Origin of the sequence: Eubacterium ramulus (assembly GCF_045002895.1) — a bacterium.
GTDB classification, from domain to species: domain Bacteria; phylum Bacillota; class Clostridia; order Lachnospirales; family Lachnospiraceae; genus Eubacterium_I; species Eubacterium_I ramulus.
In genome coordinates, this window is record NZ_CP173382.1 from 639,336 (window position 1) to 660,926 (window position 21,591).

General features: G+C 40.4%; 20 protein-coding genes, 3 tRNA genes and 2 pseudogenes. 23 read left to right on the forward strand and 2 right to left on the reverse strand.

From position 1 onward, the window contains the following. Positions 1-119: 119 nt before the first annotated feature. The gene (locus tag ACIRUQ_RS02910; protein ID WP_004843519.1) at positions 120-350 is read right to left on the reverse strand and encodes a helix-turn-helix domain-containing protein; all 231 of its coding nucleotides are present in this window, start codon (positions 348-350) and stop codon (positions 120-122) included. 171 nt (positions 351-521) lie between these two features. Here ACIRUQ_RS02910 and ACIRUQ_RS02915 point away from each other — a divergent pair, with 171 nt between their 5' ends. From ACIRUQ_RS02915 to ACIRUQ_RS02970, 12 genes and pseudogenes are all read left to right on the forward strand, one after another. Further along, positions 522-1,151 carry a helix-turn-helix domain-containing protein gene (locus ACIRUQ_RS02915; protein ID WP_015529844.1) on the forward strand — a complete coding sequence of 210 codons (630 nt, stop codon included), beginning with the start codon at positions 522-524 and terminating at the stop codon, positions 1,149-1,151. 86 nt (positions 1,152-1,237) lie between these two features. Further along, positions 1,238-2,533, forward strand: a complete 1,296-nt coding sequence (locus ACIRUQ_RS02920; protein WP_006859611.1) for a tyrosine-type recombinase/integrase — start codon at positions 1,238-1,240, stop codon at positions 2,531-2,533. Positions 2,534-2,813: 280 nt separating this feature from the next. Further along, positions 2,814-3,122, forward strand: a pseudogene (locus tag ACIRUQ_RS02925) (TraG/TraD/VirD4 family protein); the annotation flags it as partial. 93 nt (positions 3,123-3,215) lie between these two features. After that, a pseudogene (locus tag ACIRUQ_RS02930) lies at positions 3,216-3,368 on the forward strand (Maff2 family mobile element protein); the annotation flags it as partial. A gap of 82 nt (positions 3,369-3,450) precedes the next feature. Next, the gene (locus ACIRUQ_RS02935) at positions 3,451-3,798 is read left to right on the forward strand and encodes a TnpV protein (RefSeq protein WP_242853648.1); all 348 of its coding nucleotides are present in this window, start codon (positions 3,451-3,453) and stop codon (positions 3,796-3,798) included. A 14-nt stretch (positions 3,799-3,812) separates the two neighbouring features. Next, a complete protein-coding gene (locus tag ACIRUQ_RS02940) occupies positions 3,813-4,094 on the forward strand; it encodes a hypothetical protein (RefSeq protein ID WP_055291368.1) in 282 nt (93 codons plus the stop codon). A 329-nt stretch (positions 4,095-4,423) separates the two neighbouring features. Next, positions 4,424-4,708: a hypothetical protein gene (locus tag ACIRUQ_RS02945; RefSeq protein WP_055291366.1), complete on the forward strand. Its 285-nt coding sequence runs from the start codon at positions 4,424-4,426 to the stop codon at positions 4,706-4,708. A gap of 187 nt (positions 4,709-4,895) precedes the next feature. Then, positions 4,896-5,435 carry an RNA polymerase sigma factor gene (locus tag ACIRUQ_RS02950; RefSeq protein ID WP_005348545.1) on the forward strand — a complete coding sequence of 180 codons (540 nt, stop codon included), beginning with the start codon at positions 4,896-4,898 and terminating at the stop codon, positions 5,433-5,435. Then, the gene (locus ACIRUQ_RS02955) at positions 5,422-6,201 is read left to right on the forward strand and encodes a hypothetical protein (RefSeq protein WP_404856528.1); all 780 of its coding nucleotides are present in this window, start codon (positions 5,422-5,424) and stop codon (positions 6,199-6,201) included. The genes ACIRUQ_RS02950 and ACIRUQ_RS02955 overlap by 14 nt, the downstream gene beginning before the upstream one ends. Beyond that, the gene (locus tag ACIRUQ_RS02960) at positions 6,185-7,069 is read left to right on the forward strand and encodes an ABC transporter ATP-binding protein (RefSeq protein WP_404856529.1); all 885 of its coding nucleotides are present in this window, start codon (positions 6,185-6,187) and stop codon (positions 7,067-7,069) included. The genes ACIRUQ_RS02955 and ACIRUQ_RS02960 overlap by 17 nt, the downstream gene beginning before the upstream one ends. Continuing rightward, positions 7,062-8,252 carry an ABC transporter permease gene (locus tag ACIRUQ_RS02965; RefSeq protein WP_404856530.1) on the forward strand — a complete coding sequence of 397 codons (1,191 nt, stop codon included), beginning with the start codon at positions 7,062-7,064 and terminating at the stop codon, positions 8,250-8,252. The genes ACIRUQ_RS02960 and ACIRUQ_RS02965 overlap by 8 nt, the downstream gene beginning before the upstream one ends. 17 nt (positions 8,253-8,269) lie before the next feature. Continuing rightward, a complete protein-coding gene (locus ACIRUQ_RS02970) occupies positions 8,270-8,479 on the forward strand; it encodes a hypothetical protein (RefSeq protein WP_055289629.1) in 210 nt (69 codons plus the stop codon). An 83-nt stretch (positions 8,480-8,562) separates the two neighbouring features. Here ACIRUQ_RS02970 and ACIRUQ_RS02975 read toward each other — a convergent pair. Then, positions 8,563-8,647 (reverse strand) — tRNA-Leu (locus ACIRUQ_RS02975). Between the two features lie 186 nt (positions 8,648-8,833). Between ACIRUQ_RS02975 and ACIRUQ_RS02980 the strand changes: the two genes are divergently transcribed. The 11 genes from ACIRUQ_RS02980 (at position 8,834) to ACIRUQ_RS03030 (ending at position 21,531) form a co-directional block, all read left to right on the forward strand. Next, positions 8,834-8,918: transfer RNA gene (locus ACIRUQ_RS02980), tRNA-Leu, on the forward strand. 34 nt (positions 8,919-8,952) lie between these two features. Then, positions 8,953-9,037: transfer RNA gene (locus ACIRUQ_RS02985), tRNA-Leu, on the forward strand. Between the two features lie 301 nt (positions 9,038-9,338). Then, entirely contained in the window at positions 9,339-10,661 is a 1,323-nt protein-coding gene (locus ACIRUQ_RS02990) for an MFS transporter (protein WP_022035518.1), read from the forward strand. A 193-nt stretch (positions 10,662-10,854) separates the two neighbouring features. Then, positions 10,855-11,892, forward strand: coding sequence for a PTS transporter subunit IIC (locus ACIRUQ_RS02995; protein ID WP_022035519.1), 1,038 nt, complete (start codon positions 10,855-10,857; stop codon positions 11,890-11,892). Positions 11,893-12,078: 186 nt separating this feature from the next. Further along, positions 12,079-13,263 (forward strand): iron-containing alcohol dehydrogenase, encoded by a 1,185-nt coding sequence (locus ACIRUQ_RS03000; protein ID WP_055289632.1) that lies wholly within the window; start codon positions 12,079-12,081, stop codon positions 13,261-13,263. A gap of 73 nt (positions 13,264-13,336) precedes the next feature. Further along, positions 13,337-13,777 carry a DUF6548 family protein gene (locus ACIRUQ_RS03005; protein WP_404856546.1) on the forward strand — a complete coding sequence of 147 codons (441 nt, stop codon included), beginning with the start codon at positions 13,337-13,339 and terminating at the stop codon, positions 13,775-13,777. Positions 13,778-14,070: 293 nt separating this feature from the next. Further along, entirely contained in the window at positions 14,071-14,610 is a 540-nt protein-coding gene (locus tag ACIRUQ_RS03010) for an RNA polymerase sigma factor (protein ID WP_021739543.1), read from the forward strand. Positions 14,611-14,617: 7 nt separating this feature from the next. After that, the gene (locus ACIRUQ_RS03015) at positions 14,618-15,550 is read left to right on the forward strand and encodes an immunoglobulin-like domain-containing protein (protein WP_021739542.1); all 933 of its coding nucleotides are present in this window, start codon (positions 14,618-14,620) and stop codon (positions 15,548-15,550) included. 67 nt (positions 15,551-15,617) lie between these two features. After that, complete coding sequence (locus ACIRUQ_RS03020) at positions 15,618-16,673, forward strand: DUF4349 domain-containing protein (RefSeq protein WP_021739541.1); 1,056 nt, start codon at positions 15,618-15,620, stop codon at positions 16,671-16,673. A gap of 530 nt (positions 16,674-17,203) precedes the next feature. Beyond that, complete coding sequence (locus ACIRUQ_RS03025; protein WP_055289634.1) at positions 17,204-19,126, forward strand: type IIA DNA topoisomerase subunit B; 1,923 nt, start codon at positions 17,204-17,206, stop codon at positions 19,124-19,126. 143 nt (positions 19,127-19,269) lie between these two features. Continuing rightward, on the forward strand, positions 19,270-21,531 hold the full coding sequence (locus ACIRUQ_RS03030) for a DNA topoisomerase (ATP-hydrolyzing) subunit A (protein ID WP_055289637.1): 2,262 nt from the start codon (positions 19,270-19,272) through the stop codon (positions 21,529-21,531). Positions 21,532-21,591: the final 60 nt, after the last annotated feature.

Consider the following 21,591-nt stretch of genomic DNA (forward strand, 5'->3'; position numbering starts at 1 on the left):
ACAAACATAAGTTCTTGGTTGCGTATCAGAAGAAGCACATGGTATAATCTTCTTGCGTGTAGGTATATCATGGCTTCGGTCTGATAGAACCTTTGGCGGTTTCTTGGGAAGCCGCCTTTTTAATTTGCCGCAGTTCTTGTTACGGCTTTTACATTTCCTCTATCCCTCAAATCACGACCTTCATTCGCTTCCATAAACATTTCCAGAATATCGGTTTTAATCAGGACTTTACGACCAACCTTTAATACCGGAAGTTTCTTCCATTCTACAAGCTGTCTTAAGGTGTTTCTGCCGATTCCCGTATAGTCGGCAGCTTCTTCGATGGATAATGCAATTTTTCTTTGCGTCATATAATCACCTCCTTATAAATTGCATTATGCAATTCCTGTGATGTAAGTATATCCTTTTCACATCTTTTTGTCAAGCGTTACGAAATGTCAAAAATAAATATTGCATTGCATATTGCAATTTCGGAAAAACAATGCTATAATTCATACATACCGAAAAAGGAGGCAGTCAGCATGAAAGATAAAGAATTACGCAAGCTGATAGGCAGCAGAATAAAACAGCGCCGTCTGGAATTGAATCTGACACAGCCTTATGTCGCAGAGAAGATGGGAGTTACCGCTTCTACAATCCTGCGTTATGAGAATGGTTCGATTGACAATACGAAAAAAATGGTGCTGGAAGGTCTTTCGGAAGCACTCCATGTATCTGTGGAATGGCTCAAAGGGGAAACAGATGAATATGAAACCGACATTACGGATAAGAGAGAATTACAGATTCGTGATGCGATGGGAGATATTCTGGAACAGTTACCGCTTGCCCTTACCAAAGAAGAAGATGCTTTTTCAAAAGATTTATTACTGCTGATGTTAAAACAATATGGTCTGTTTTTGGATTCCTTCCAGTTCGCCTGCAAAAACTTCAAGGGAAATGCTGGTCAGACGGATATTGCCAAAACAATAGGGTTTGAATCGAATGAGGAATATAATGAGATTATGTTCTTAAGGGAAATCACTCATACCATCAATGCTTTTAATGAGATGGCAGACATTGTAAGGCTCTATTCCAAGAAACCAAAAACAGCAGAACAAAGGCTTGCAAATCTTTTATCAGAAGTCTTATACGAAGATTCCGAATCGGTATAGTAAGACAACCGGAGTTATGATATACTTACACGCACGAAGCATTTCATCAGTTCCGATTGTCTAATATCGAAAGGAGACATACGATTATGGCAAAAGGATCTGTAAGAAAAAAAGGAAAGAAATGGTACTACCGCTTCTATGTAGAGGACGCAAGCGGCAATCTTGTTCAGAAAGAATGCGTTGGAACAGAAAGCAAAAGTGAAACTGAAAAACTGCTCCGTCAGGCAATGGATGATTATGAGAAAAAGAAATTTGTTGCCAAAGCGGATAATCTCACAGTCGGACAGCTTTTGGATGTGTGGGCAGAGGAGGAATTAAAAACAGGTACGCTCAGCAATGGTACGGTGGAGAATTACCTCGGAACAATCCGAAATATTAAGAAACACCCATTGGCAGAACGTAAACTGAAAAATGTAACCTCTGAACATTTGCAATCTTTCTTCGATTTGCTTTCCTTCGGGGGAGTTCATCCCGATGGAAAAGAGAGAAAGGGTTACAGCAAAGATTACATCCATTCTTTTTCCGCAGTCATGCAGCAATCATTCCGCTTTGCAGTATTTCCAAAGCAGTATATTACGTTCAATCCTATGCAGTATATTAAACTGCGGTATCAGACGGATGAAGTGGATTTGTTTTCTGATGAGGATATGGACGGAAATGTCCAACCAATTTCACGAGAAGATTATGAAAGACTGCTTGCTTATCTGCAAAAAAAGAACCCAGCCGCAATACTTCCAATCCAGATAGCCTATTATGCCGGGCTTCGTATTGGAGAAGCCTGTGGTTTGGCATGGCAGGACGTAAATCTGGAAGAACAATGCCTTACCATAAGACGCAGCATCCGATATGATGGCTCAAAGCGCAAATATATCATCGGACCAACCAAGCGGAAAAAAGTAAGGGTTGTTGATTTTGGAGATACACTGGTAGAGATTTTCCGTAATGCCCGGAAAGAGCAGTTAAAAAATCGAATGCAGTACGAAGAACTTTATCACACGAACTACTACAAAGAGGTCAAAGAGAAAAACAGAGTGTACTACGAATATTATTGCTTAGACAGAACGCAGGAAGTCCCGGCAGATTATAAAGAAATTTCTTTTGTCTGCTTAAGACCGGATGGTTGTCTGGAACTTCCGACTACTTTGGGGACGGTATGCAGAAAGGTGGCAAAAGCATTAGAGGGATTTGAAGGCTTTCATTTCCACCAGTTACGTCACACCTATACAAGCAACCTTTTAGCAAATGGAGCAGCCCCAAAAGATGTACAGGAATTGTTGGGACACTCAGATGTCAGTACCACAATGAACGTCTATGCTCACTCCACAAGAGATGCGAAACGAAAATCGGTTCGGCTTCTTGATAAAGTGGTAGGCAATGACTAAAAAATTTCCCTTATTTCCCTTGTGATTATCTCATAAGGGCAAAAATAAGGGAAACTACATATCATTTCACTAATGAACAGGCGGGAAAGCCTGTAAAATAGGGAAAGTTAGAGGAATAATTATATAAATTCCAGTTTGTAGAATTCAAAAATTTAATATGAAATGTGAGATAGAGCGTATGGAAATAATCTATACGTTCTATTTTTTTTGCCTTTTTGAAAAAAGTGATTAAAAAACTATTGACATTTTGTTACTGGCAAAACCGCTAAGTCGATTTTGTGATGTGTATGGCGGCAGGCTTCCGGTTCATGTGCGCTGTTTGATTGATGAGTGTGCTAACATCGGGCAGATTCCGAAGCTGGAAAAGCTGGTGGCCACCATCCGAAGCCGTGAAATCTCTGCCTGTCTGGTGTTGCAGGCACAGAGCCAGCTCAAGGCAATTTACAAAGATAATGCCGATACCATCATCGGCAATATGGATACTTCCATCTTCCTGGGTGGCAAAGAGCCAACAACGCTGAAAGAGCTGGCGGCTGTTCTGGGAAAGGAGACCATAGACACTTACAACACCGGAGAGAGCCGGAATCAGGCTCTCATATATCGAGGGCAGATTGTTCCGGCTTTTGTGCGCTTATGAAACAAACCTAACTAATCATTCAAATGATTCCGGCTAATATTATTTATGGCATTTTTTGAACAGGCAATTACCGTTCTTCAGACTCTCGTTATCGCTCTGGGCGCTGGTCTTGGTATCTGGGGTGTCATCAACCTGTTGGAAGGTTACGGCAACGACAACCCTGGCGCAAAATCTCAGGGCATGAAGCACTTAATGTCTTCTATGTGAAAAGATTTTAAAGGAAAAACGCACATCCTACGCAGATAACATGACAATTTCATGCAAAGCGAAAGGAGACACCATGAAAATCGAATACACAAAAGTAGGAGACTATTATTTACCGAATCTTTACTATCCGGAGGAAACCAGACCGATTGGCTGTTGGGGAATGCTTCGGAATGAATATCTGAAAGAACATAAATCTGGAACTTATACATATCTTCTTCTGACCGGCAGACTGGACAGCTATCTGGCAGATCTGAATGAACAGGCACAGGAACGCTTTGAGCTGATAGAAGCTCAGATGAGAAGTGCAGAGGGAGTTACGGAGGAACTGAAGAGACAGAATCCTATGGAATGGGTATGCCATTGCAACAATATCCGCAACCGGGCTGCTGAAATCATCAAGCAGGAACTGATTTATGTATAAGGGGGATTCCAGATATGAGAAGAGAATTGATTGAAAGCTATTATGAAGAATACCAGCGGGAACTGGAAAGATTTCTTGAATCCGATCCAGAGATGTTTTCTCTGGAAGCAGAAATTCATCATTACATAGAAATATTGGAACCAGTCCTCAGAGATGCCGGACAGGAGATGTGGCAGGCATTGGACAGAATTATCTTAGCGAAAAATGCCATGGAAGGGATTGTGGCAAAAGAAATGTATATCCGGGGATTTCTGGATTATGAAAGGCTGGTGTGTGAGAAAGACAACCATATCTGAAAAATGAAAATGTGACAGCATAAACAAATAAGACCTTCTGTGAAAGCAATCAGCCACAGGAGGTCTTTACTGTCTCACCTGCATAAAAAATACCTCCGTTTTCGTATTGATTGATTCAGCAGGTCGTACCGGTGTGGTAGGTACTGCTCTGCTGTGGGATAAGCATACGAAAATCGGAGAAAAAAGGCATTGAGGGGAAATTGAACTGGAATTGATAAAAAATAAACTTTTTATTGATAAATAAGTTTAGATACTAACTCTTTTGTCGTTTTGGTTGTTAATTATATTAAAAGTAGAAATATTTTGATAATGAAAGTGTGGGAGAGAAAATGAACAAAAGAAGATACAGCAATCGCAGAAGAAAGAATATTTTACGAGTATTCATTCTTTTAATGACTATCATAATAACCGTTGTAATGTGGAGAACAATAAAAATCGATGTGCAGGTTGGAGAATTAACATTACCGAAAATTTTGCAGTCAGAAAAGTCCTTTGCAGACACTTCGGGTGAATGGAATCTTATTTTGGTCGATCGAAATCATTATATTCCAAATTATTATCAAGTAGAATTGACAGAATTATCGAATGGTAAAAAAGTAGATTCACGGATATAACAGGAATTAGTAATGAACCATGGCATTACCGCTATGTTGGAATGACTGTCGCTAAAATAATGAAAGAAGAAAATTTATGTTTGGAAGAATATTTAGAAAAATATAAATAAAAACAAAAGAAAATCCTAACTTTTTTTATAGTAGGATTGTTATATTTTTTAGAAAACAGAGGGAGGCAAATTTGCGAATGGAATACAAAACTGATTCTTTGTTAGTACATCTAGCAAGAGCAGGAGATGAAGATGCGTGTGAAAAACTGGTCAAAAAATATTACTCAAGTATATATCAATATTGTTTGCTACATATCAATGATCCCTATGAGGCAGAGGATTTGACACAAGAAGTGTTTACACGTTTCTTTTCCAATTTATATAGATATAAAGAATATGGAAAAGTTAAGAATTATCTTTATACAATTGCCGGAAATACCGTTAAAAATTATTACAAAAAGAAAAAAGATATTCCATCAGAGGAACTGCTAAAATCAGAGGACTGTAGTAAAAATCATGTAGAAGAGCTAGGAGTCCGATTAACTATTGAACAGGCAGTGAGAAAGTTACCGGAAGAAATTAGAGAAACGGCAGTTTTATATTTTTTTCAGGAATTGAAGCAAAGAGAAATTGCAGAATTACTTCATATCAAACTTTCTCTTGTAAAATATCGAATCGGAAGAGCAAAAGAACTTTTAATGAAAGAGTTGGAGGTGAAAAAAGATGAAGAATTATAAGCAACAAATAAAGGAATATAAAGAGGAGATTGAAGAAAAGTATGTAAGGATTGAAGCAGAAAACAGAACAGTAAAAGTATGTCAGAATATTTTGTCAGAGTCAATTTTATCGAAACAATCGCATAGAACATCTTATTTTGAATTTTTGTATGAGCAGACAAAATTCATAAAAAAAAGATGGTGGATTTTACAAGGTTGTATTCTTATGTGTCTATGGATATGGTTGAGTAATTATACGTCAGACATAAAAGATATGATGAGGATTATGGGAATATCTGCCACAATATTTGTGGTTCTGATTGTCCCGGAAATTTGGAAAAACAGAAGAAATGGTGCGATTGAGATTGAGCAGGCGTCTTATTACACACTGCGTCAGATTTGTACAGCAAGAATGTTAATGTTTGGAGTAGTGGATCTGGTGATCGTTATGGCGTTTTTGGCAATTACATATCAAACAACAATACTCTCGTTAAGAGATTTAGTGGTTAATTTTTTACTTCCGGTAAATGTTTCATGTTGTATATGTTTTCGTGTGTTGTACAGCAGATGGGAAAAATCAGAATATATAGCAGTGCTTTCCTGTCTGGTATGGGTTGGTTTATGGATGATGATTGTTGCAAATGATGTTATTTATCAGAAAATTGTAACTCCGGTATGGGTGGCTATGCTGATATTGACTTTTGTATATTTTATTTTTTGTGTTCAGAAGTCATTGCTATTTGATGAAAAAATTTTGGAGGATTACACGTATGAAATTAGAATTTAAAAATGTAACAAAACAATACGGAGAAGTAAATGCTGTTAATAAAGTGAATTGTGTTATGGAAAAAGGAATTTATGGACTGCTTGGAGTAAATGGAGCAGGAAAGACCACATTAATGCGTATGCTTTGTACGATTGTTCAACCATCAGAAGGACAAATATTATGGAATGGTAAAGATATATGGAAACTAGGAGGCGAATACCGAGAAGCTCTGGGATATTTACCACAGGATTTTGGATATTATCCAGATTTGACCGTATATGATTATATGATGTACATTTCTTCTATAAAAGGGTTAAAAATGCCGTTTGCCAGAAAAAAAGTGAAGCAATTATTAAATCAAGTAGGAATGGAAAAATTCAGTAAAAGAAAAATGAAGAATTTGTCTGGAGGAATGGTTAGACGTGTAGGAATAGCACAGGCGATGTTAAACGATCCGCAAATTCTTGTCCTGGACGAACCTACCGCTGGATTAGACCCGAATGAAAGAATACGTTTTCGTAATTTAATTAGTGAATTGTCGGAAGAACGTTTGGTGCTCTTGTCTACACATATTGTATCGGATATTGAGTACATTGCGAATAACATTATGTTAATGAAAGATGGAGAACTTTTTTATGCAGGTACTGCGGAAGATTTAGTATCTTCTATGAAAGAAAAGGTATGGCAATGTAATGTTTCGAGAAGTATGATAGACAAATATATGAATGAATATTTGGTTGGAAATATAAAAACAACAAAAACCGGAGCAGAGCTTAGAATTATTTCAATAGAAAAGCCAACAGAAGATGCTGTGGCTGTAGAAAAAAATCTGGAAGATGCATTTCTATTTTATTTTGGAGAAAAATCGGAGGAAAAACAAGATGCTTAAATTAGAATTAAAACGAATTTTTTCAAAGAAAATTAATGTATTTGCAATCGGATTGGCATTGATACTTGCTGTCATTTTTAGCGGATTTGCAGTTACAAGTAATTGCTATGTGGATGAGAATGGAAATGCTAGTACTGGAATTATGGCAACAAGAAAACTTACAGATAACAGACGAGCATGGAAAGGTACATTGACAGAAGATGAACTTGGAAAAGTTATAGAACAAAATAAAAATGCGATGACACAATCCTCAGAAGAAAATGCGATTTACGGAACGACATTACAACCGATAGATGATATTAGGGGTTTTATAATATCGGTATTAACACCGGATGCAGAATATGATGAAAGTGTTCTGAATCAAATTACAGAAGAAAATGTGCAAGAGTTCTATGACACTTATCATAAAAATATGGAAAAGATGGCAGAAGAATATGGAAAGACTTCTGTACAGAAAAAATACTTGGAAAAGAAATATAATGAAATAAAATTACCAGTAGAATACGAATCTTATAGTTCATGGGATACTATGATTATGTATGTAGAAACGTATTCTATTATTCTGGCAATCATAGTTGGTTTTATTTGTGCTGGAATATTTGCAGATGATTTTCAGACAAAAGCAGATGCAGTATTTTTCTCTACAAAGTATGGACGTACAAAAGCTGTTAAAACAAAAATACTGGCAGGAATAGTTACGACAGTTATGATTTATTGTATGGGAATTATATTACTTAGTGTGATTTGTTTTGGAATTATGGGAACCAGTGGTATGAATACACCCTATCAAATGTATCAGGCATATAGTATTTACATTATGTCATATGGACAATACTATTTGTTGACAGTTGTATGTGGATTTATAGCCAGTATGCTGGCGGCTTCAGTGTCTATGTTAGTAGCGGCTAAAATGCATACAATTAGTGTCGCTGTTTGCATTCCGTTCTTTTTATATTGCTTATTGCCATTTATAGGACGGGCACTTTCTGGGTATACAACGCTTTTCAATTTGATACCAACAATTTTGACAAATGTACAGGCAAGTGTAAAAGTTCCACTTATTTATCAGATTGGGAATTGTGTATTTCGACAAATTCCGCTTGTAATGGTAATGTATACAGTAATGGCAATAGCCTTACTGCCTTTTATTTATAAAAGTTTTCGCAGATATGGAAATAGGTAAAAATTGTATTCATACTCATGAAAAATAAAGTATTTTCTGGAAAAGTAGTACATATTCAACGTCAGGAAGTAAAAAAGTATATACATGATGAGTCTGGGGCGGTAAAACGTGATGGATATGAAGTTGTGTGGTATACAAAAACAAGAGTTACATTTTTGCAACGGAACCGCTGGAAGATAGAGTATCTGCCTACGAAGCGGCAATCAGTGGCAAAATGCCGGATGTGAACGTGTTCAAGGGTGTTCAAACAGTTTAAAAACAAAAAGCGCGGAAGCCTTAATTTATAAGGCTTCCGCACCCGAATAAGTAATGCGGAAGATGGGACTTGAACCCACACGACTGCAATAGTCACAAGATCCTTAGTCTTGCTCGTCTGCCAGTTCCGACACTTCCGCATGCGTCGTATTAATTTGTTTCCGACAAGAAAGAATGATACCAAAAGGCGGGCATAATGTCAACAGTTTTGTAAAAAAAATATAAAAAACATATATTTCAAAAAATACGAAAAAGGTGTTGACATTTAAATGGCGTTGTTGTATTATATGCTTTGTCAGCTGCGAGGCAGCAAAGCAAATTGATATGCAGGAATGGCGGAATTGGCAGACGCGCACGGTTCAGGTCCGTGTGACTATTGCAGTCATGAGGGTTCAAGTCCCTTTTCCTGCATTTTAATCAACGATGCAGCAGAACAACTTAATACGCAGGAATGGCGGAATTGGCAGACGCGCACGGTTCAGGTCCGTGTGACTATTGCAGTCATGAGGGTTCAAGTCCCTTTTCCTGCATCATGAAAATCAGCAGAGAAGATCTGCTGATTTTTGCGTTATAATTATGGTGATATAAATTTTGTATTTTGGCATGTCTTTTTTCAGTAAGCTATCGAATAAATTCTCCTGCAAGTACAATCATTCTTTCAATCCATGAAATGAACAAAGTATAATATAATGAACAAAGTGTAACATAATGATACAAATTTACAGTATTTGGGAAAAATATTTCTATATTTTTGTTTATCAAAGTAGTAAACTTGTTTTTATAAGATTTATATTGTTAATGAATGAAAACAGTTCAAGTTGGGGGCAGACAATGAAAACTACAAACATAAAAAGTGAATCTGGTAAAATATCTTTATGGGAAAAACTTAGCTACAGCGGCGGGGATGTGGCAAGCTGCATTACGTTTGGTGCAGTCAGTTCTTACCTTTCCTATTATTATACAGATATCGCAGGAATTTCCATTGCAGCAGTGGGCGTGATCTTTGGCGTGACAAGATTGTTGGAAGCACTGGTGAATTTCCTGACGGGCGTTGCTATTGATGGCAGTCATTTCAAAGGTGGTAAGGCAAAGCCGTTTATTTATGCAACTACAATCCCGCTGACAATTATGGTTATTCTGGTTTTTATGGTACCGGATCTGAGCGCACACGGGAAGGTGACGTTTGCGTTTATTACTTATTTATTATTCTGTATCTTGTATGCGGTCAACAACACTGGTTACGGCACTTTGCTGTCGTTGCTGACCAGTGACGTGAAAGAACGGCGTGTGCTGAATAGTTTTAAAGTATTTGGAAGCGGAACAGGAAGTTTGCTGGTAAGTTTCCTGACGCTGCCATTGGTAGCACTGTGCGGCGTGCAGGGACGTTTCAGTTTTGCACCGGTGGCGGTAATCTATGGTGTGATCAATCTGGTGTTACTTGGAAATTGTAGTATTTCCTGTCGGGAACGTGTGCAGACAGACGGGGAAGCACGCATGAGTTTAAAGGAATCTCTGCACTGTGCGGCAAAAAGCCGGTCATGGATTTTGCTCTGTGTGATCGGAGCCTGTGTTATGGTTGTTATGATACTGCAGAACCAGAGCATTATGTATTACGCGAAATATATTTTGATGGATGAGAGCAGGGCAACATTAATTCTTACGATTTATACAATGACACAGCTTTTGGCGGCATTGTTTATGGATAAGATGCTGAATTGGCTTGGAAACAGAAACTGTATGCTGTTTGGATTTGGTGTTTTTCTGGTGTTGACAGTGGTTATGTTTGCATTTAGGAAAAATCTGATCTTATTCTGCATTTTTATGTTATTGGCAGGGCTTGGAAAAAGTATGGCAACCAGTCCATGTTATGCCATTTGTGCGGATACGGTAGATGAAGTAGAAGCGTTGACTGGAAAACGTCCGCAGGGGGTGATGACATCCTTTATGATGTGCACGATGAAAGCTGGGACTGCCATTGCCGGAGTGGTATTTTCAGTGGTGCTCCATGCAGGACATTATGCGGCAGAGACGGCGCAGCAAAGTCCGGAGGCAATTTGTGCCATTTACATGAATCTGTTTTGGCTACCGATGCTGATCGTGGCAGGATGCATGGTGCTGGCATTTTTCTTTAAGCGTCAGTCGATCCAAAAGTAAGCCTGCTGATTAAAAAACAAGAAGAAATTGCGGGGAAAATAAGAGACAAAGATGGACTTCTCTTTTTAAACACTCTGTGCTATAATGTGACGACAAGTGACAAGACAGACAAAACAACGAAATTAAGTGTATTTGTCTATCCTATGAAAAACCATATCCTTATAGCGATATGAGAATAAAGGAGAGTAGTTTTATGAAAAAGATACTAAATCACATTTTTATTGATGGTTTGAGTGGAATGGCACTTGGGCTTTTTTCTACATTGATCATCGGAACAATCATTGGACAGATTGGAACTTTAGTTGGAAATGAGATTGGAACTTATCTGATTGCGATTTCCAGTGTGGCAAAAACAGTAACCGGAGCAGGTATTGGTGTCGGTGTCGCTGCAAAGTTTAAACAGGGACCGCTTGTAACAGTTTCAGCTGCGGTAGCCGGTATGATCGGAGCGTTTCCGGCACTGGGAATGGAAAGTTTTGCATTGGGAAAAGCAGGAGAGCCTCTGGGAGCTTTTGTGGCAGCTCTGATCGGCATTGAGTGCGGCAGGCTGGTTGCAGGAAGAACAAAAATTGATATTATTTTGACGCCACTGGTATCCATTTGTACCGGTGCGGCAGCAGGATTTATCGTGGGACCGCCAATTTCCAATTTTATGAAATGGCTTGGAAATCTGGTAAATATTAACGTAGAGGCATCTCCGATTCTTGGAGGTATCGCAGTATCCGTTCTTATGGGAATGATTCTGACTCTGCCAATCAGTTCGGCAGCACTTGGTGTTTCCATGGGACTGACAGGGCTTGCAGCAGGTGCAGCGACGATTGGATGTTGTTGTCAGATGGTAGGTTTTGCGGTAGCAAGTTATCGGGAAAACAAATTTGGCGGTTTTATTGCGCAGGGAATCGGAACATCCATGCTTCAGGTGCCAAATATTTTGCGAAGACCGTTGATCTGGCTTCCACCAATCATTTCCAGTGCGATTTTAGGACCGATTGCATCTGCAGTTTTACATATGGTAAGTACACCAATCGGATCTGGAATGGGTTCCGCAGGTTTTGTCGGACAGATCGCAGCTTATGGAGCAATGCTTGAAACAGGCATGTCTTCTAAAGTGGCACTGATTCAGATCATCATTATGCATTTTGTTTTGCCGGCAGTTGTGACACTGATCTTCTCAGAAGGAATGAGAAAAGCCGGATGGATCAAAGACGGTGACATGAAACTGGAAGTATAAAATCAAAGAATCTGAAAAATGGGAATGAGCAAGTAGCGAAAGCAGATTGCGAATGTCCGCTTTACAAACAGTATGGAGCATGCTTAAGTGAAAGTATATAGAATATCGAAGGATTGGTTGAACATTTTTACGGATTGTTATAAAGTAGTAGCAACACAAGTAAATGTTTGCTGGAGGTAGAATGGTATGGAAAACTTTGTATATGAAACACCCACGAAAGTTTATTTTGGAAAAGGTGAAGAACAAAACGTAGGAAAAATCATTGCCGGATTTACACCGAAGAAAGTGCTGGTTCATTTTGGCGGTCAGTCTGCCAGAAAAAGCGGACTGTTGGACCGCGTGGAAAAAGCGTTGGAAGCAGAAGGCATCGCTTATGTGGAACTTGGCGGTGTGACAGCCAATCCGGAACTGAAGCTGGTGAGGGAAGGAATCGCACTCTGTCAGCGGGAAGGCGTTGATTTTGTATTAGCCGTTGGTGGTGGTTCTGTACTGGATTCTTCTAAAGATATTGCAAACGGTGTGGCAAATCCGGATATTGACGTGTGGGATTTTTCGCTGGGAAAATGTGTACCACAGAAAACATTACATAAGGGAGCAATCCTGACACTGGCAGCAGCCGGTTCTGAAATGTCCAATTCCTGTGTTATTACAAATACGGAAACAAACGAAAAACGAGGCTATGGATGCAGCTGCAACCGTATGGATTTTGCTGTTGAAAATCCGGAACTGACCTATACGGTAAGTCCATATCAGACCGCCTGCGGTATCGTGGATATTGCAATGCATACGATTGAGCGTTATTTCGGCCCGGGCGAAGATACTTATCTGACGGATGCCATTGCAGAAGCAGTGATCAAAAATGTGATGAAAGCCGGAAAAGACTGTCTGGCAGATCCGGAAAATTATGAAGCGCGTGCAAATATGATGTGGGCATCTTCACTGGCTCATAATGGTCTGACAGGATGTGGACGAAAGACTCAGCTTGTTGTTCACCAATTAGAGCATGAGGTTTCCGGAATGTATACACAGGTGGCACACGGAGCTGGCTTGGCAGCACTCTGGTGCAGTTGGGCACGTTATGTATACAAGGCAAACATCAACCGCTGGTTACAGTATGCACAGAATGTATGGAATGTAGATGTGGATTTTGAACACCCGGAGAAAACCATTGAGACGGCCATTAACATGCAGGAAGCATTTTATGCATCTATTGGAATGCCAACAAATTTGAAAATGCTTGGTGTGAAAGAAACAGATTTGGAGATGCTGGCGTTTAAGTGCTCCAGAGGGAAAACACGTACACTGATCGGTTACAAAGAACTGGCATACGATGACATATTGGAAGTGTTCCGTATGGCGTATGATGTCTAAAAACTCAGTTAGTACGGAGTAAATGATGAATTTTATTGATTCTTATAAGAAGCTTGAAAAATTATGCAATGAGATGTACGGCGATAAGCATGGTGTCTCATTATATATTGATGAAATGATTAATACACCTGTTGGTTCGTGTTATGTTAAAAGTTGGAATGAGGATTTGAAGCAATTAAAACATTATCGTTGGGTGAGAAATCAAATTGTGCATGAACCGGGATGTACGGAAACAAACATGTGTAACCGTGATGATATACAATGGATAAATAATTTTTATACTCGGATGATGTCTACAAGTGATCCGCTGGCTTTATATCGAAAAACAATCAGGTCAAACAGAAAGACTCATTCATCATCAGGGGGGAAATCGGCATCGCGGCAGTGTGACGATTCACAACAAAAAGGAAAGCACAGTAGATTTTCACAGGAATCTCACAGGTGTGGAGTGTTCGTTTGGGGCACTATAATTGCAGTGATAGTTATATTCCTGTTTTTTAAAGTCATATTATAAATTTTTCTCAGAGATATATCGATATATTTTTATGACATTTTAGTACCTTGTCTATGGTTTTGAATGGACAAGGTATTTTTTTCGTTTTTACCTATTTTGTGTTTTAGGATAACATCTTTTGTAAAAAAATATTATGAAAATGGAAAATTCTGTAGTAAACGACAGGCTTTTTCCGTTATTATATATATAAGAGATAAATCACAATCTTTTTACTACGGATATCTGTAAATGGGTTTTCGAATCTTTGTTTAAAAGATTTCGAGAATGTATGTAAATAACGGGGAGGAAACGTTATGCTTTTGTTTTTAATCATGCTGGACAGCGATGAGGACCGGTCCAAATTTGTTCAGCTTTATCATAAATATCGTTATTTTTTGTGGTATTTGGCATGTGAAAGACTACAGGATGACCATCTGGCAGAAGATGCAGTACAGGAGACATTTCTGGCACTGACGCATCACATAGACAAGGTTGGCTGTGTGGAATCTGCAGCAACGCGGAATTTTCTGGCAACAATTGTAAAAAATAAAGCAACGGATCTATGGAGAAAGCGTCAGGGAATCATGGAAGAGAAAGAGGCTTCCCCAAAACAGGAAGCAGAGGTTTTCGGTGAAGATGTGCTGGATCAGTATCTGGTGAAGGAAAGTTATGAACGCATTTTGCAGGCCATTCAGAAATTGGATGAGATTTATCGTGTGGTATTTGAGTTCAAATATTTGCATGAACTTTCCGACAGGGAGATTGCTGATCTGCTTGGCGTAACACCAAAAGTGGTGAATGTGCGGATTTTCCGGGCACGGAAAAAATTGCAAAATCTTCTGAGAGAGGAGTGATGGCACAGTGAACAGACGAAATCAGGGAAAATCAGAGAAAAGCGAGTATATTTATAAAAAACGAAAAAAAGTGCGGGGCGCAGATGAAGTACTAAAACGGGCATTGGCAGACTGCATGCAGGAAGAAACGAACCAGGTACAGAAAAAGCTGGAACGAGAAGGACAGCATGCATTTTCAAAGCCGTTTATTGAAAAAATGCAGTTTATTTTAAAACAGGGAAAACAGGCGGAAGAACAGCAGAAAAAGAAAGCACGTGGGCGGCGATGGACCCGTGTGGCAGCCGCATGCATTGTATGTGTGGTTGTGGCAGGCGGAAGCTGGGTCGGGCTGCGTGGAAATTTGAAAATGTCGCAGAAGGAATCCTCTGCTTTAACTGGCAAAACAGAAACGGCAAGCCAGGAGGAAAGCCCTGAAATGGGAAAGTCAGATTATGCTGATACAATAAGTGGAAACGTGGATGCTTCGGATACGCAGGAGAATGAATCTAATGTTTTAAATGAGGATAAGAAAGAAACAGAAAGCAGTCAGGATTCGGCGGGCACAGAGGAAGACGCATCAGCATCTACGGGGATGCTTGCACAGAATGTGGATATAAAAGTGCTGGAAGTGACACCAACATCCCTGAAAGTAAGATTGACAAATAACGGCGATGAAGATATTAGTTTTGGAGATGATTACGAAGGTATAGAAGTTTATGATGAGACGACAGATACATGGATGGAGTGTCAAAAGCAGTATGAAATCGCATGTTACGATATTTTACATTTTGTGAAGTCAGGGGATAAACAGAATTGGTTTGACTGGTATGTGGACTGGGCAAATGTATATGGTTCTCTTGGGGCAGGGCATTATCGCCTGCAGAAAAATATTTCCATTGGAAATATCGATGGTGGCGACCAGTATGTACAGCTAATTCAGATTGAATTTGATGTCAGATAACAGCTACAGCCAATTCAGATCGAATTTGATGTCAGATAACAGCAGTGATTGCGGGAGGAGAAGAATTATGAGAGAAAAGAAAAAAGCGGGAAAATGTTCTGTTTTTGGAAAATGGATACTTTGTATGCTGTTAGTTGGATGTATGCTGTCCACAATCGGATGTGGAAAAAGCGCGCAGTCAAGTGCAGACAGCAGTGCCACAAATCACAGTGAAAGTGGTTTTGGAACTTTTCAGGCAGAAAGTCAGAAAAAAGTCAGTGCGGAAACAACGGCTGAAGGTGGTGTCACAGAAGCAACAGTAAATACAGACGATACCGTGGAACAAAGTGTACAGGACTCCGGAGAACAGGGAACGGATACGACCGGAACAGAATTTGAACAGGTGGAAGGGGTTAACACAGATCAGAAACTGATCAAAACGGTCAATATGTCAGCAGAGACTACCGAGTTTGATACATTGGTAGCAGATGTGCGGGAAAAAACGAAGAGTGTCGGCGGTTATGTGGAAAATTCCGATATTGGCGGAAACTATGGAATGGATATGACGCGGTATGCGTATCTGGTTCTGCGGATTCCGGCAGATCAGTTGGATAATTTTGTAAATGGATTAAAAGATACCACTAACGTACGGTCTTTCAGTGAGAACACGGAGGATGTCACGCTGCAGTATATCGATATGGACACACATATCAGAGCATTGCGGGAGGAACTGGATGCGTTATTTACCATGATGGAGCAGGCAGATTCTATGACGGATATCCTGTCCATTCAGTCCCAGATCACGGATGTCCGTTATGAGATTGAAAGTTATGAGTCCCAGCTTCGTGTATACGACAATCAGGTCAATTATAGTACGATATATCTGGATCTGTACGAGGTAACACGGGAAAGTTCGACTACCGGTAAAACGTTTGGTGATCGTGTGTATACCAGATGGAATGATAATCTGTATCGGATGGGGCAGGGATTTCAAAATTTCCTGATCGGTTTTTTGGGAGGTCTGCCGATCCTGGTTCCGGTTGTGATCGTGTGTGTGGCAGCTTTTATGGTAGTTCGCAGGATTTTGCGAAAGAGAAAAGACAGAAAAAAGGGGAAACAGAAATCAGATTCTGAAAAAATGTGATTACACTGATTTAAATCGGAGTGTAGGCTTGCAGAGATACACAGAAGAATATGTCATGCATTACATGACGTGCATCTCGTAGCAAGAATGTCGAGGACATTCTTGAAAATGGGAATCCGCCTTGCAGGATTCCCATTTTTATGGTAAAATAAAAAAACTTTGGTGAACAAATGTTCATTGCCAAGTATATCGTTGTGAAACAATGTGAACAAATTCAAGCCGAACGCACGTGAGACTTGATGCGTGATTCTGGTCAGCATAGGCTGACATATTCATCTCAGAATCACTGCGCATCCACGCGGAGCGTTTATCTCAGGCTGAGATAAAAAGACAAGGATAGCTGCCGAAAGAGAATCCGGAAGCACAGAAAAGAGTTCTGCTGCATGAAAATGGATATTTTGGCAGTTAATTTTTGGTTACAGCGAACCTGGTACACAAAAACAGTGTGTTTTCTTGATTCGTATGGGAACGGACTGATGATATGGAACCGGTGAATGATAGGAACGAATTACAATGGAAAGGGTGAGAGAATGGCAGATAAAGTAACATATGATGCGGGAAGTATTTCCGTGCTGGAAGGGCTGGAAGCAGTGCGCAAGCGTCCCGGTATGTACATCGGAAGTGTTTCACGTAAGGGGTTAAACCATCTGATCTATGAGATTGTGGATAATGCAGTGGATGAGCATCTGGCAGGAGCCTGCAGCGAGATTAAAGTGACGCTGGAAGCGGACGGTTCCTGTACAGTAGAGGATAATGGCCGTGGTATTCCGGTGGGAATGCATGAAAAAGGAGTTCCGGCGGCAAGACTTGTGTTTTCTACATTGCACGCAGGAGGAAAATTTGACGATTCTGTATATAAGACAAGCGGCGGATTGCATGGTGTGGGTTCTTCGGTTGTAAATGCACTGTCCACGTATCTGGATGTGCAGATCAGCCGGGACGGTGCAATCCATCATGACCGGTATGAGCGTGGTGTGGCAGTAGAACCGCTGGTGAATGGTTTGCTTCCGGTGATCGGAAAGACAAAAAAGACCGGAACAAAGATTAATTTTCTTCCGGATCCGGAGATTTTTGAAAAAACAAGATTCAAAGAGGATGAGGTAAAAAGCCGTCTGCATGAGACAGCATATCTGAATCCGAAGTTGACGATTATTTACGAAGATCTGCGTGGTGAGGAGCCGGAACACATTGTTTATCATGAAGAAGAAGGAATCATCGGATTTGTCCGTGATCTGAATAAAAAGGCAGAAGTGCTGCATGACGTGGTTTATTTCAAGGGTGAGAGCGAAGATATCACCGTGGAAGCGGCATTTCAGTATACCAATGAGTTTCATGAAAATATTCTTGGCTTCTGTAACAATATTTACAATGCGGAAGGCGGTACCCATATCACTGGATTCAAGACGATTTTTACAACGGTAATGAATCAGTACGCTCGCCAGCTTGGAATTTTAAAAGAAAAAGATGCAAATTTTACCGGTGCAGATGTGCGTAACGGTATGACCGCGGTTATTTCCATTAAGCATCCGGATCCGCGTTTTGAGGGACAGACCAAGACAAAACTGGATAATCAGGATGCCTCCCGTATTACAGCAAAAGTTACCGGTGACGAGATCCAGCTGTTTTTTGACAAAAATCTGGAGACACTGAAAATAGTATTATCCTGCGCGGAGAAAGCGGCAAAAATCCGTAAGACAGAAGAAAAGGCAAAGACAAACTTGTTGACAAAGCAGAAATTTTCTTTTGATTCCAACGGAAAACTGGCAAACTGTGAGAGCAGGGATGCTTCCAAATGTGAGATTTTCATCGTCGAGGGAGATTCTGCCGGTGGTTCCGCAAAGACCGCCCGTGATCGTAATTTCCAGGCGATTCTTCCAATCCGTGGAAAAATTTTGAATGTTGAGAAAGCAAGTATTGATAAAGTGCTGGCCAATGCGGAGATCAAGACCATGATCAATGCGTTTGGATGCGGTTTTTCCGAGGGATACGGCAACGATTTCGATATTTCCAAATTGCGTTATGATAAGATTGTTATTATGGCAGATGCCGATGTGGATGGTGCGCATATTTCCACACTGCTTCTGACCTTATTCTATCGTTTTATGCCGGAACTGATCTTTGAAGGACATGTATACATTGCAATGCCACCACTTTATAAAGTGATTCCGTCCAAAGGAAAAGAAGAATATCTTTATGATGATACGGCCCTGGAGCGTTACCGCAGGACACACACCGGTAGTTTTACATTGCAGCGTTATAAAGGTCTGGGTGAGATGGATGCGGAGCAGCTTTGGGAGACTACACTGGATCCGGAGACGCGTATGCTGAAAAAAGTCGAGATCGAGGACGGACGAATGGCATCGGATGTGACAGAAATGCTGATGGGTACGGATGTACCGCCGCGAAAAGCGTTTATTTATGAGCATGCCAATGATGCAGAGCTGGATATCTAATAAGGAAAGTAATGTAAGTAAATGATATAATTATTCTATGAACGAATAGAGTAGAAAAATCCGGATCAGAAACAAAAGAGTATTAGTCTGATCCGGATCAGGATTTGCAGGTGAATCCTGAATAGTGATTGTAGGAGAGAAACATGGCAGAAAACAGAGAGCAGATCATCCGGACCGAGTATTCGGAGATCATGCAGAAATCATATATTGACTATGCAATGAGTGTTATCATTGCCAGAGCCTTGCCGGATGTGCGGGACGGATTAAAGCCGGTGCAGCGCAGAACTCTGTACGATATGCATGAACTGGGCATCCGTTATGACCGCCCGTATCGTAAGTGTGCGCGTATTGTCGGTGACACCATGGGTAAATATCATCCTCATGGTGACAGTTCCATTTACGGAGCCTTGGTCGTGATGGCGCAGGACTTCAAATACGGTATGCCGCTGGTGGATGGGCATGGAAACTTTGGATCCATAGAGGGTGACGGAGCCGCAGCAATGCGTTATACCGAGGCACGTCTGCAGAAAATCACACAGCAGGCATATCTGGCAGATTTAGATAAAGATGTGGTAGATTTTATCCCGAACTTTGATGCGACAGAGAAAGAACCTTCCGTACTTCCGGTAAAAGTACCGAACATTCTGATCAATGGTGCAGAAGGAATTGCGGTTGGTATGGCAACCAGCATACCACCGCATAACCTTGGTGAAGTCATTGACGGTGTGATTGCCTATATGAAAAATCCGGATATTACCACAGAAGAAATAATGGAATATATTCAGGGACCGGATTTTCCGACCGGTGGAATCGTTATTAATAAAGATGAACTGGTTTCCATTTACGAATCCGGAAATGGAAAGATTAAACTGCGCGGAAAAGTAGAGATTGAGCCGATGAAGGGTGGAAAAGAACGTATCGTTATCACTGAGATTCCATACACCATGATCGGAGCAAATATCGGTAAATTCCTGAATGATGTATACAGTCTGGTTGAAACGAAAAAAACATCCGATATCGTGGATATTTCCAATCAGTCCTCTAAAGCAGGCATCCGTATTGTCATTGAACTGAAAAAAGGTGCTGATGCGCAGAATCTGTGTAACCTCTTATATAAGAAGACACGACTGGAAGATACTTTTGGCGTAAATATGCTGGCAGTAGCTAATGGAAAACCGGAAACTATGGGACTGGTATCCGTGATTCGCCACAACGTACAGTTCCAGTATGAACTTGCAACCCGCAAGTATACAACCCTGCTGAAAAAGGAACAGGATAAGTGTGAGATTCAGGAAGGTCTGATCAAGGCTTGCGATGTTATTGATCTGATCATCGAAATCCTGCGTGGAAGTAAAAATATCAAACAGGCGAAAAAGTGCCTGATCACCGGAGAAACAGAAGGGATCAAATTCAAGTCCAAACTTTCCGAAAAAACCGCTTCCATGCTTCATTTTTCTGAGCGTCAGGCTACCGCAATCCTGGAAATGCGTCTGTACAAGCTGATCGGACTCGAAATAGAAGCACTGATGACAGAGCATGAGGAAACATTGAAAAATATTGCACGGTATGAGGAAATTCTTGGAAGCCGTTCGGCCATGGCTAAAGTCATTATCAGGGAACTGAAAGCATTGAAAAAAGAATTTGCACATCCGCGCCTGACTGTAATAGAAAACGGAAAAGCTGCTGTATACAAAGAAAAAGAGATTGAGGCAGTTCCGGTTGTATTGTTGATGGATCGTTTTGGATATGTAAAGACCGTGGACAATTCTGTTTACGAGCGCAACAAAGAAGCGGCAGACAGTGAAAATAAGCAGATTGTTCCTTGTATGAGTGACGGAAAAATCTGTCTGTTTACCGATGGCGGGCAGCTGCATATGGTAAAAGTGTCAGATATTCCATATGGTAAATTCCGCGATAAGGGAATTCCGGTGGATAATATCAGTAATTATGATAGCAGCACAGAAAATATTGTATACATTACAGCACTGGAATCTATCATGGACAAGAAGCTGCTTTTTGTGACAGAACAGTCTATGTGCAAACTGGTGGCAGGCAGCGAATTTGATGTTTCAAAACGAACCACTGCAGCTACAAAATTGCAGGAAGGAGACAAAATCCTGTATCTGGCAGTCGCAGAACTGGAGACAACATTAGTACTCCGGTCACAGAAAAACTATTTCCTTCGCTTTGCAACCGAAGATATTCCGGAAAAGAAAAAAGGCGCTGTCGGTGTCCGGGGCATGCGGCTTGGTGATGGGGAACTGCTGACGGATGTATGGCAGCTGAACAATGAAAAAGAAGAGATTATTATGATAAAAGAGAAAGCCGTGCATTTGAATCGGCTGAGAATTGCAAACCGCGATACCCGCGGGGTAAAAAATAAAATCTTGTTTAGGGTAGTTTAAAAAGAAGCTGGAAGAAAACTCCAATGCCGGCACGATTGATTTTCTATCTGCGCTGCGCCT

Bases quoted from the DNA above. Each gene is read 5' to 3' on its own strand.
- ACIRUQ_RS03025 (WP_055289634.1), top strand. From the start codon at position 17,204: ATGGCAGATAAAGTAACATATGATGCGGGAAGTATTTCCGTGCTGGAA.
- ACIRUQ_RS02935 (WP_242853648.1), top strand. From the start codon at position 3,451: ATGAAAATCGAATACACAAAAGTAGGAGACTATTATTTACCGAATCTT.
- ACIRUQ_RS03030 (WP_055289637.1), top strand. From the start codon at position 19,270: ATGGCAGAAAACAGAGAGCAGATCATCCGGACCGAGTATTCGGAGATC.
- ACIRUQ_RS02945 (WP_055291366.1), top strand. From the start codon at position 4,424: ATGAACAAAAGAAGATACAGCAATCGCAGAAGAAAGAATATTTTACGA.
- ACIRUQ_RS03010 (WP_021739543.1), top strand. From the start codon at position 14,071: ATGCTTTTGTTTTTAATCATGCTGGACAGCGATGAGGACCGGTCCAAA.
- ACIRUQ_RS02910 (WP_004843519.1), bottom strand. From the start codon at position 350: ATGACGCAAAGAAAAATTGCATTATCCATCGAAGAAGCTGCCGACTAT.
- ACIRUQ_RS02940 (WP_055291368.1), top strand. From the start codon at position 3,813: ATGAGAAGAGAATTGATTGAAAGCTATTATGAAGAATACCAGCGGGAA.
- ACIRUQ_RS02990 (WP_022035518.1), top strand. From the start codon at position 9,339: ATGAAAACTACAAACATAAAAAGTGAATCTGGTAAAATATCTTTATGG.
- ACIRUQ_RS02960 (WP_404856529.1), top strand. From the start codon at position 6,185: ATGAAATTAGAATTTAAAAATGTAACAAAACAATACGGAGAAGTAAAT.
- ACIRUQ_RS02915 (WP_015529844.1), top strand. From the start codon at position 522: ATGAAAGATAAAGAATTACGCAAGCTGATAGGCAGCAGAATAAAACAG.
- ACIRUQ_RS02970 (WP_055289629.1), top strand. From the start codon at position 8,270: ATGAAAAATAAAGTATTTTCTGGAAAAGTAGTACATATTCAACGTCAG.
- ACIRUQ_RS02920 (WP_006859611.1), top strand. From the start codon at position 1,238: ATGGCAAAAGGATCTGTAAGAAAAAAAGGAAAGAAATGGTACTACCGC.
- ACIRUQ_RS02995 (WP_022035519.1), top strand. From the start codon at position 10,855: ATGAAAAAGATACTAAATCACATTTTTATTGATGGTTTGAGTGGAATG.
- ACIRUQ_RS02965 (WP_404856530.1), top strand. From the start codon at position 7,062: ATGCTTAAATTAGAATTAAAACGAATTTTTTCAAAGAAAATTAATGTA.
- ACIRUQ_RS03000 (WP_055289632.1), top strand. From the start codon at position 12,079: ATGGAAAACTTTGTATATGAAACACCCACGAAAGTTTATTTTGGAAAA.
- ACIRUQ_RS03005 (WP_404856546.1), top strand. From the start codon at position 13,337: ATGTACGGCGATAAGCATGGTGTCTCATTATATATTGATGAAATGATT.
- ACIRUQ_RS02955 (WP_404856528.1), top strand. From the start codon at position 5,422: ATGAAGAATTATAAGCAACAAATAAAGGAATATAAAGAGGAGATTGAA.
- ACIRUQ_RS02950 (WP_005348545.1), top strand. From the start codon at position 4,896: ATGGAATACAAAACTGATTCTTTGTTAGTACATCTAGCAAGAGCAGGA.
- ACIRUQ_RS03020 (WP_021739541.1), top strand. From the start codon at position 15,618: ATGAGAGAAAAGAAAAAAGCGGGAAAATGTTCTGTTTTTGGAAAATGG.